The organism is Devosia nitrariae (assembly GCF_030160115.1).
GTDB lineage: Bacteria > Pseudomonadota > Alphaproteobacteria > Rhizobiales > Devosiaceae > Devosia > Devosia nitrariae.
In genome coordinates this window covers 98,896-108,592 of record NZ_BSNS01000024.1, presented here as the reverse complement: position 1 = coordinate 108,592, position 9,697 = coordinate 98,896, and the positions used below count along the sequence as shown (strand labels likewise).

Below are 9,697 nucleotides of genomic sequence, written 5' to 3'. Positions count from 1 at the left end.
TTGTCGACCGCTCAGCGGATCGAAAGCAACAGCGACACGAACCAGGATATCACCTGGTCGGCCAGCAGGAAGAAGAGACTCGCCAGGATGACCAGGACAATGACCATGGCCGTCGAGATCAGAACCTCGTTGCGCCCCGGCCAGGTAACCTTGCTCACTTCCTGCCGCACCTGCTGGAAGAAGGTGATCGGGTTCGTGCGGGCCATCAGCGACTCAACTTGTGTTTCAAGCAAAAGCAATCGCCGCGCGGTTATCCCGCACGGCTGGGAAGTGGCTATCTAGTGGCTTTGAGCGGCAATTGCAACAGGCCGGATGCGAAAATTGACCGGCCGCCGCATCGTTCTGCGCGTGTTGCCTTGTTCGGCGCCGTGTCGGGCACTATCTTCGCTAAAGGAGGAATGATGCGCAACCCCTCATTCATTTCCATTGTTTTCTTGGTCACTCTGCTGACTGCACCCGTGGCCGCCCAGAGCCGCTGCCCCCAGCCGCCCGCCGACAGCGGCAATCCGACCGCCGAAAGCGGCCGCGAGCAGATGCTTTGCCGTCACGACACGCTGACGCAAACCATCACTGGCTTCGAGGACAAGGCGCGGTTCGATGATCTTGCCGCCTCGGTCCAGCGACTCAACTTGCAGCGCCGGTTCGACGCTCTCCCCCCGCCGCCGCGCTTCACTTTTCAGCCGTGAGTGAGGTCGTCAAGCGCCACCAGTGGGCCGATGATAAGGCCGATGCCTGGTCGGGTGAATGGCAGAGCGGACCGCACGGGTCCGAGGTTTCAGTCATTTTCGTTGCCTACGACAAACCCGGCATCGGCCCGCGCCTCCATACCCACCCCTATTCGGAAACCTTCATCGTGCGCAGCGGCCGCGCGCTCTTCACCCTCGGTGACGAGCAGATCGAAGTCACGGCCGGCCAGATCGTGGTAGCGCCCGCCAATGTACCGCATAAATTCGTCAATCTCGGCCCCGGCGCCCTCGAGCAGATCGACATCCACGCCAATCCCACCTTCGTAACCGACTGGCTGGAATAAACGATGGCCGGCATGGAGTGGACCGGTGGCAGCATGTGCGAGGCGGTCCACTTCCGTGCCTTCGGCGAGCCGGTTCGCATCGAGGTCTGCCATTGCCGCACCTGCCGGCGCAACACCGGCTCGGCCTTCGGCATCTTCGTCCTCTTCAAGGCGGACAAGGCCGTTATCGAGGGTGAAGAGAACCTGACCAGCTATCGCTCCTCGCCCGAAACCACCCGCCATTCCTGCCGGCAATGCGGCACACCGCTCTTCAACCGTTTCGAGGGCCATATCGACTTTCACCTGGGAACGCTCGACGAAGCGGAGCGCCTGCATCCCCAAACCGAGATCTGGACCACCCGGCGACTCCCTTGGCTCTCCGCCTTTCCGGATACCAGCTGTTCCCTCTACGGCCCCCGATGAACCTGCGCTTTAGCGATCGCCGGCCGGATGCCGGCGATCGCTAAAAGCGTTACTCCCCACCCATCGCCTGCTTTGCGGCGGTCTCGGCCGCATCGCCCGCCTGCCGGATCTGGTCATCGCCGAGGCCGGCCGCGCGTGCGGCGTCCTCGGCGGCCTTCCGAGCCTCGGCGACGGCCGCCTGCTTGTCAGTATCGCTCATCGACTGAAGCTGGTCCCGGGCTGCCTCCACCTGCTGCTGCATGGCGCCCATCTGGCTCTGCACCGCCTGCATCGCATCCTGGGCGGAGTCCATTGCCTCGTCCGCCGGCGCGGCCGCACTGACCGGAGCCTCAGTTTCAGGCTCGCTCACGGTCGGCGTCTCGCTTTCCGTCGCTTCGCTGGTGGGCGCCGGCGCGTCCCCGCAGGCAGCCAATGCCAGAAACGCCGCGAGCGCAGCGGGCAGCAGGATTTTGGTATTCATTAAAGTGCATCCTTTCTCGATATTCCCGGCCGATCCGGATTTTTGAGCGGTATCAGTAAGATCGCGGCAAAGTTAAGGCTTGACGGCACCCTGTGGACGAACACGTGATTTATTTGCGGCGGGGTGCGAATGAGTTGAAACCGTCGTGATGAATGGCTCAGACTGGTCCACCGCCTCTCCTTGTATGCCCGCGACAGCCGCCACTGACGGTCGGCGGCATCCTCGACGACGCGAAGCGACTTCGGAGCCGGCGCCAGGCCGCTCAGCCTGAAGGAAGGAGTGGCGTTATCCTTCGAGCGCCACTCACTGTAATGCCAGACGCTCCGCCGGAGGAACTGTAAACGCGTTTGGCTCGTTGTGCTCCAGCGCATCCAGGGGGCGTTTTCATGGGATGGTCCTTCCCTATCGGCGTGTTCATGGGCACGGTTCTGCGTGTCCATGTCACTTTCTTTCTCCTGCTCGCCTGGATCGGCGGCTCTGCGTGGTTCGCCGGAGGCCCGCAGGCAGCTCTCGAGAGCGTTCTTTTCATCGTACTGCTCTTTGCCTGCGTCGTGCTGCACGAGTTCGGTCACGTGGTTGCCGCAAGGCGCTATGGTGTGCAGACGCCCGACATCACGCTCCTGCCCATCGGCGGCGTCGCCCGGCTGGAACGCATTCCCGAAAAGCCCTCGCAGGAATTCGTCGTTGCCATCGCCGGTCCGCTGGTCAACGTCGTGATCGCGGCGGTCCTGCTGTTAGTCCTCGGCGGCATCCTGCCCCCCGAGAGCATGGATCTCGACGACCCCGGCGTCAGCCTCGTGGCGCGGCTGGCCGGCGCCAATATCTTCCTGGTGCTCTTCAACCTCATCCCGGCGTTCCCCATGGACGGCGGCCGTATGCTGCGCGCCCTGCTCGCCTATTGGCTCGGGTATGCAAGGGGTACGCGCATTGCCGCCACCGTCGGCCAAGTGGCGGCCTTCGGCTTCGGCTTTCTCGGTCTCTTCGGCAACCCGCTGCTGCTTTTCATCGCGCTCTTTGTCTATCTCGGCGCGAGTGCAGAGGCGCATGCCGCGCAAGTGCGGGAGGTATCGAGGGGCCTGCTGGCGCGAGACGCAATGCTCAGCCGCTTTGAAACCCTTGCACCTTCGAGCCGCATCGAGGATGCGGTTCAAAAACTCCTCGCCACAAGTCAGCACGAGTTTCCGGTGGTCGACGACGCGGGTAGTCTGCGCGGGCTTGTGACGCGCGACGACATCATCCGGGGACTGCGCGAAAGCCAGCCTGACACTCCGGTCGTCGAGATCATGAAAACGGACATCCCAACAGTCAACGAACGCCAGAGCCTTAAGGACGCGATGACCCTGATGCAGGCCGAAGCGCGCCCGGCCGTTGCCGTGCTCGACGCAGCCGGGCGCCTCATCGGCCTCATTACGCCTGAAAACATGGGCGAGCTGATGATGGTGCTCAGCGAGGATCAGTCTGGAAAGTTGAAGCCGAGGAGGGGAGCGCCCGGCCCGTGGGTCACGGGCAACGAGTGAAACTGTGATTCGCCTGCTGTCGTCCTGAGGGCTAACGTGCAGTCAGGCGGCAGCCACCGACCTCGGCAGTCTGCCGTCCGGGAGCTTCCTCGACTTGACCGGAGTTCCCGCCTGCCAGCGAAAGGGGTGGGCCATGACCGACCGTGAAACCGTTCGAGCGACGGCCATCTGTCCTGTATGCGGATCGAGGAACGAACTGACCGCGGCCAAGCTTTCCAGCCAGGCTCTCGTCGGCTGCTCCCGCTGCGGAACGGTTTTAGGTACCTGGGGCGGCTTGGTGCCGGCGCCCCGTCGGCGGCCGCTCAACTCATGGGTGGTCGAAACCAGCTCGACTAGCCAAACGAACCCTAGTGATCCCAGACGTCACGCAGTTTCAATATGGCCGCCGCGATCTCCCGCTCGAGGTTATAGAGCTCAGTCATCGCTGTGGCCATTCCAGTCTCCATCTCCTCGCTTTTGAACGAGGAGGACCGACAAGCCTCCTCCAGGGACCGCTGCTCCTCCTTGATGGCCTCAAGCGTCTGCTCGGCCGCTTCAAGCGCCTCCTCGTCGGGATCGCCGACGAGATCAGCTTTGCTCGCCGCTCGAATGAAATCAGCGGTGTCGGCTGTCCAGGTCCCGATGGATTGGAGCGTCAGATCGAAGCGCTGCCTCAGTTCCTCTTCCGTCATCGCCCCGTCCTTGCTGCTGACAGGACGGGAAACGATTGCCGGAGGCTCGCGGTTGCCACGACTTTCGGGAAGCGTTGGCGCAAGCGGACAACCTCATCCTCCGCAGTATCGTCCGTCTCGCGGAAGATCTTGATTGTCACTGCGATTCCGGCCAATTCGTAAATCATGGCGCAAACATACACCGACCCTGATCCCTATGCCGATTTGGATAACAGGGCGGACGCAACGGAGTTGTCGGAAGATTTCCGCAAGCCGGTGAAGATCAGGCGGGAGCGTACGACCGGCGGCAGGATTCGACGGCGGTAACCGCCATCGGCCGAACCACGGCGTCAATCGCCAGAGCGGCCAAAACGTCTCGCTTGAGCAAGTCGGAACGAAAGTATGAGCCTCTTGGTGGAGAGCGCCCTACGTTCTGCATTTTCTGGAGATCCAAGAACCAGGAGCAATGGTTCTGATTTGATCTTAGACTAGGTACAACTGTTACCTATGTGTCCGGGCCGGACATTTTGAGCCTGGCAGGGGCGGAGGGACTCGAACCCACGACCCTCGGTTTTGGAGACCGATGCTCTACCAACTGAGCTACACCCCTTCAGGCGAAGTGGTGTCTACTGGCAAAGTCCGCGCTGCGCAAGACGCTTGTTGAAGCTCTCTTCCTCGGGGTTGGGCCTACCGGTGGATACCAGATTTAGCATTCTAGGCTTCCGGCGGTGCGACAAGCCGAGCAAGCTTCTTGGGAGCCTGCGCCCTATAGCTCTCGTCGATCCAGTTCCTGATCAGCGCAATGTCCGGCAACTCGCCCGGGAGCCAATCGACGCTGACCCAGCCACTCTTGCCGAGCCCGTAAGCGGTCGGCACCGCGCGAGGGAACTCCCGCTTCACTGCCTCGCCGGTAAAAGGCAGCTTGCACGATATGCTGAACGGTTGGCCCTCGACGCTGAGATAGGCGAAGGTCTTGTCGCGTACCGCCAGATCGTTGTGCCCCGGCCACGGACTCTTCACGTGCGTTTCCGGATAGGTCAGCCCGAAGTTTCGCACGTCCCGCAGAAAGGCATCGACCTTCTCCTGTACGGCGTTCATCTCAGTTCCCTCGGATCTACCACTCAAGGACGATCTTGCCTTCCTCGCCCTTCGCCGCCAGGGCAAAGGCTTCGGCATAGTCCTCGGCTTTCATCCGCCGGGTGATCACCCTGCGCACGTCGAGGCCGGTTTCGAGCATGGCCAGCATCTTGTGCCAGGTCTCGAACATCTCGCGTCCGTAGATGCCCTTCAGGGTGATCATGCGGAATACCACCTTGCCGAGATCGAACGGGAACGGGCGCGCCGGAATGCCGAGGAGCGCGATGCGGCCGCCCATCACCATATGTTCGATCATCTGGTCGAGCGCAGCCGGTGCGCCGCTCATTTCGAGCCCGACATCGAATCCCTCCTTCATGCCGAGCCTGTCCATCACCGCCTGCAGGTCCTCGCTCGCCACGTTGACCGGCGTCACATCGGCCACCTGCCCGGCAAGCTCCAGGCGCTTCGGATTGACGTCGGTGACGACGACGTGCCGCGCCCCCACATGCCGGGCGACCGCCGCCCCCATAATGCCGATGGGTCCAGCGCCGGTTACCAGCACGTCCTCGCCCGTGATGTCGAAGGCGAGTGCCGTGTGCACCGCGTTGCCGAGCGGGTCGAGGATTGCCCCCATTTCGTCGTCGACGCTATCGGGCAGCGGTACGGCGTTGAAAGCGGGAATGCGCACGAACTCGGCAAAGGCACCGGGCAAGTTGACGCCGATGCCCCTGGTGTGGGGGTCGAGATGGAACTTGCCGGCCCGGCTCGCACGGCTGTTCATGGTCACCACATGCCCCTCCCCCGAAACCCGCTGACCCACGGTCAGGTCGTCCACCTCCTCGCCCAATGCCACGATCTCACCGGCGAACTCATGGCCGGTCACCAACGGCACCGGCACGGTCTTTTGCGCCCATTCGTCCCAGTTGTAGATGTGGACGTCCGTACCGCAGATGCCGGTTTTCCTGACCTTGATCAGCACGTCCCTGGGCCCGATCTCGGGCACGGGACGCTCTTCGAGCCAGATACCCTTTTCAGGTCGAGCCTTTACCAATGCGCGCATGCGAGTTCCTAAATCACGCCGAGTGCCTTGCCGGCATCGGCAAAGGCATCGATGGCAAAGGTCACGTCTTCGCCCGTAAGGGCTGCCGACATCTGCGTGCGTATGCGTGCCTTGCCCTGCGGCACCACCGGATAAAAGAAGCCGGCAACGAATACCCCGCGCTCGTCGAGCGCCGCCGCCATCTTCTGGGCGAGCACCGCGTCTCCCAGCATCACCGGAATGATCGGTGTTTCGCCCGGCAGCAGCGTGAAACCCGCCGCCTCGAGCCCCTGCCGGAACCGGCGCGTATGTCCCATCAGCCGCTCGCGAAGATCATCTCCGGCCTCGGCGATATCGATGGCCTTGATCGCCCCCGCTGCCAGCGACGGCGCCAGTGAATTAGAGAAAAGATAGGGCCGTGCCCGCTGTCGTAACAGGTCAATTACCGGTTGCACGGCGGCGATGCACCCGCCCATGGCGCCACCCAGCGTCTTGCCCAGCGTGCCGGTGACGATGTCGACGCGGTCTCCCACACCCGTCAGCGCCGGTGTTCCCCGGCCCTTCTCGCCCAGATGTCCCGTCGCATGGCAGTCGTCGACGGCGACCAGCGCTCCGTAGCGCTCGGCGAGCGCGCAGATCTCGGGAAGCTTGGCAACATAGCCGTCCATCGAGAACACCCCGTCGGTGACGATGAGCTTGAACCGCACCCCATCTGCCTGCGCCTGCTTGAGCTGCGTTTCGAGCTCGTTCATGTCGCTGTTGGCGAACCGGTAACGTTTTGCTTTCGAAAGCCTGACCCCGTCGATGATCGAGGCATGGTTGAGACTGTCCGAGATTACCGCGTCCGCATCGGTCAGCAGGGTCTCGAACAACGCGCCGTTGGCATCGAAGCAGGCGGCAAAGAGGATGGCGTCGTCCTTGCCGAGGTAAGCTGCAATCCGCTGCTCCAGCGCCCGGTGCAGATCCTGCGTACCGCAGATGAACCTGACCGAGGCCATTCCGTAACCGTAGCCGTCGAGGGCCGCCTTGGCCGTTGCAACGATATCGGGATGGTCGGCAAGCCCGAGATAGTTGTTGGCGCAGAGGTTGATCGCCTCCCGCTCCTGTCCGTTCGCCTTGAAGCGAATGCGACCGCCCTGCGGTGTCGTGATCTCGCGCTCGCGCTTCATCAGGCCCTGCGCCTCGATATCGGCCAGAACCTGCGTCACGTGTTCGGAAAATCGACCCAGCATCGCTCACTCCCGTTTAGTGGATTCAAAATCCACTATATCGGAATGCTGGTCAAGTCCGGCATCGGTGATGGACTGGCCGCCAATCAGCTGAGGCTGGGTCGGAGGCGCGGAAAAGCGGCTTGCAGACCAGCATCAGCTGATTGGCGACCGGTCCTACCGATAGAGCAGCACCAGTATCCCGTGCCCAACCTCGCCCGAGACGTTGGCGATAGCGTGATCGACATCGGCGGGATAACGCGCCGTCTCGCCCGCGGCGATGGCACGCTCCTGCGCCCCCGAGCGCACCGTGAACTCGCCGGACAGCGCGGTGAAATGCTCGACGGCCCCGGCCTGGTGCGCCGCGCTCGTCAGCGCTTCGCCTGCGGCAATCTCGAGGGCGTACCACTCGGTTTCGCCCGCTGTCTGCATGGGACTGAGAATCCGCAGCCGGCATGCTCCGTTGCCGCTGACGATCTCGGGCGTCTGCTCTGTGCTCATCACGCTGATCGCAGGCTTGTGCAGCACAGCGCTTCCCGCGATCAGCTCGGAGAATTCGATACCGAGCGCCTGTGTCAGGTTCCACAGCACCGCGAAGGTCGGATTGGCCTCCCCCCGCTCGATCTGGGAGAGCATCGAGCGTGATACTCCCGACATCTGCGCCAGCTGCTCGAGCGTCAGCTTGCGCGCCTTGCGCGCCGCGTTGAGGCCGGGACCGATCGGGGGAGGTGCGCTGGCATCCATGAAGCCAGCTAAACCAACTTGGCCTCAAGCGTGACGTCAATCGCGCCCAGCGCGCGCGAAACCGGACATTCAGCCTTGGCCTTGTTGGCCAACTCCTCGAACTTGGCCTGGTCGATACCTGGAACCTCGGCCTCCAGATTGAGGTGACTGCCCTTGATGCCCTCCCCGGGCTTCAGTTCAACGGTCGCGGTCGCCTGGACCCTGCTGCCCGGAGTGCCGTTCTGGGCAAGAAACGCAGAGAGTTGCATGGCAAAGCAGCTCGCATGGGCGGCCGCTATCAATTCCTCGGGGTTGGTGCCCGAGCGTCCCTCTTCATCCTTGAAGCGGCCTTTGGCATCGTACCCCTGATTGGCCAGAACCCCGCTTTGCGACGACACCACTCCGCCGCCATTCTCGAAGTCACCTTTCCAGACCGCCGTCGCCTGTCGTTTCATGAGATCAGTCCTCTATATGTGTCGCGCCTCGACTATAGAGCACTTTCAGATGAGTGGTCACCGCTGTTCCGGTTCGAAAAACGCGACAACAACAAGTTAAGGCCGTTCAACGGTTCCGCGGCCGGCCGCGAAGATAGCGCCGGCCCGCCACCTACTGCAAATGCGCCAGGACCATGCTGACAAGGAAGCCGACGCCCGTTGCAACGGTCGACGAGCGCTGGAACTGACGGCTTTCGGCCTCCGGCAGCAAGTCGGATATGGTCAGGTTGAACATGGCGCCAGCGCCGGCGGCCAGCAACGCCCCCAGCGCCCATTGCGGGAGCCCGCGCAGCACCAGCCACCCGACGGCGGCCGAAACGAACAACGAGGCTCCGATGGCGCTGGTCCAGATCATCACGCTCCTCTTGGTATCGTCCTCCTCTCGGCTTGTGCCAGTGCGCCGATACTCAGCGCCTCGCTGATATTGTCGATGAGAAGGGCAAGGCCGATAACGAGCGCGGTGCCGGTGTTCACCGCCGCCCCTGCCCCCAGGACGCTTCCCTCGATGATCTCCTCGACGCTGGTCGCGCCCCCGATGACGGTCACGACCGTGCCACGCGGCTTTTTGCGCTTGTGGAACCGCTCCACCTGCCGCCGCTCCTCGGCTTCCGGTCCCGCAACTTCCCCACGGTTGAGGTAGAGGTCGAACCAGTAGACCATCCCGAACCCGGCGATAAAGCAGACGACGACGAGAGCGAGCGGAACGTGCGCGATGGCCTCCGGCAACATCTCGAAGGCGAAGGTTCCGAGCAACAGCCCGCTGGCAAGGCCCACCGCGATTGAAAGCATCAGCGAACCGGGTTTGGAAACAAAAGACAGATAGCCGCCGAAGGGGGAGGCAAGCCCGGCTGCAGCCGCTATCGCCAGAACGATGATGAAGTCGCCCATGACATCGGTCCGATCGCATCCGATCCCCGGGAGAGAAACGAGAGCAGCGGCCGCATCGTTGCCTGTTGCCGCAATTGGTGAACCGATGCGGTTTGGGTGTTGACAGGCTGTCAGCCAATCACCATAAACCGCCCCGACGACGCGCTCCTGGCAAGTCGTCACCTCGCTTCGGCAACGCTGCGTTGGGTTTGGGCTTGAGCCCAGCCGAG

At 62.9% G+C, this 9,697-nt stretch carries 14 protein-coding genes and 1 tRNA gene; 4 read left to right on the top strand and 11 right to left on the bottom strand.

The features are described from left to right. Positions 1-11: 11 nt before the first annotated feature. Positions 12-206, bottom strand: coding sequence for a preprotein translocase subunit SecE (gene secE, locus QQK18_RS23380; protein WP_284342812.1), 195 nt, complete (start codon positions 204-206; stop codon positions 12-14). Between the two features lie 75 nt (positions 207-281). Between secE and QQK18_RS23375 the strand changes: the two genes are divergently transcribed. From QQK18_RS23375 to QQK18_RS23365, 3 genes are read left to right on the top strand one after another with little or no spacing between them, the layout of a single operon-like run. Continuing rightward, complete coding sequence (locus QQK18_RS23375) at positions 282-686, top strand: hypothetical protein (protein WP_284342811.1); 405 nt, start codon at positions 282-284, stop codon at positions 684-686. Continuing rightward, positions 683-1,030, top strand: coding sequence for a cupin domain-containing protein (locus QQK18_RS23370; protein ID WP_284342810.1), 348 nt, complete (start codon positions 683-685; stop codon positions 1,028-1,030). The genes QQK18_RS23375 and QQK18_RS23370 overlap by 4 nt, the downstream gene beginning before the upstream one ends. Positions 1,031-1,033: 3 nt before the next feature. Beyond that, entirely contained in the window at positions 1,034-1,432 is a 399-nt protein-coding gene (locus tag QQK18_RS23365) for a GFA family protein (RefSeq protein ID WP_284342809.1), read from the top strand. Positions 1,433-1,481: 49 nt separating this feature from the next. Here the strand turns inward: QQK18_RS23365 and QQK18_RS23360 are convergent, their stop codons facing one another. Next, positions 1,482-1,892 carry a hypothetical protein gene (locus QQK18_RS23360; protein WP_284342808.1) on the bottom strand — a complete coding sequence of 137 codons (411 nt, stop codon included), beginning with the start codon at positions 1,890-1,892 and terminating at the stop codon, positions 1,482-1,484. 386 nt (positions 1,893-2,278) lie between these two features. On the opposite strand from QQK18_RS23360, the gene QQK18_RS23355 reads away from it, so the two are divergent. Further along, positions 2,279-3,409 carry a site-2 protease family protein gene (locus QQK18_RS23355; protein ID WP_284342807.1) on the top strand — a complete coding sequence of 377 codons (1,131 nt, stop codon included), beginning with the start codon at positions 2,279-2,281 and terminating at the stop codon, positions 3,407-3,409. A 347-nt stretch (positions 3,410-3,756) separates the two neighbouring features. On the opposite strand, the gene QQK18_RS23350 is transcribed toward QQK18_RS23355, so the two are convergent. The 9 genes from QQK18_RS23350 to QQK18_RS23315 form a co-directional block, all read right to left on the bottom strand. Next, entirely contained in the window at positions 3,757-4,080 is a 324-nt protein-coding gene (locus QQK18_RS23350) for a hypothetical protein (protein ID WP_284342806.1), read from the bottom strand. Positions 4,081-4,593: 513 nt separating this feature from the next. Then, positions 4,594-4,669, bottom strand: a tRNA-Trp gene (locus tag QQK18_RS23345). A 104-nt stretch (positions 4,670-4,773) separates the two neighbouring features. After that, positions 4,774-5,157, bottom strand: coding sequence for an MmcQ/YjbR family DNA-binding protein (locus tag QQK18_RS23340; RefSeq protein ID WP_284342805.1), 384 nt, complete (start codon positions 5,155-5,157; stop codon positions 4,774-4,776). A gap of 16 nt (positions 5,158-5,173) precedes the next feature. Next, positions 5,174-6,196 carry an L-threonine 3-dehydrogenase gene (gene tdh / locus QQK18_RS23335; RefSeq protein ID WP_284342804.1) on the bottom strand — a complete coding sequence of 341 codons (1,023 nt, stop codon included), beginning with the start codon at positions 6,194-6,196 and terminating at the stop codon, positions 5,174-5,176. 8 nt (positions 6,197-6,204) lie between these two features. Then, complete coding sequence (locus tag QQK18_RS23330; RefSeq protein WP_284342803.1) at positions 6,205-7,407, bottom strand: glycine C-acetyltransferase; 1,203 nt, start codon at positions 7,405-7,407, stop codon at positions 6,205-6,207. Between the two features lie 153 nt (positions 7,408-7,560). Then, entirely contained in the window at positions 7,561-8,127 is a 567-nt protein-coding gene (locus QQK18_RS23325; RefSeq protein WP_284342802.1) for a helix-turn-helix domain-containing protein, read from the bottom strand. Between the two features lie 8 nt (positions 8,128-8,135). Then, positions 8,136-8,561, bottom strand: coding sequence for an OsmC family protein (locus QQK18_RS23320; protein ID WP_284342801.1), 426 nt, complete (start codon positions 8,559-8,561; stop codon positions 8,136-8,138). A gap of 151 nt (positions 8,562-8,712) precedes the next feature. After that, a complete protein-coding gene (locus QQK18_RS27475) occupies positions 8,713-8,955 on the bottom strand; it encodes a ZIP family metal transporter (protein WP_348523252.1) in 243 nt (80 codons plus the stop codon). Next, the gene (locus tag QQK18_RS23315; protein ID WP_348523251.1) at positions 8,955-9,488 is read right to left on the bottom strand and encodes a ZIP family metal transporter; all 534 of its coding nucleotides are present in this window, start codon (positions 9,486-9,488) and stop codon (positions 8,955-8,957) included. Before QQK18_RS23315 ends, QQK18_RS27475 begins: the two co-directional genes overlap by 1 nt. Between the last annotated feature and the right edge of the window lie 209 nt (positions 9,489-9,697).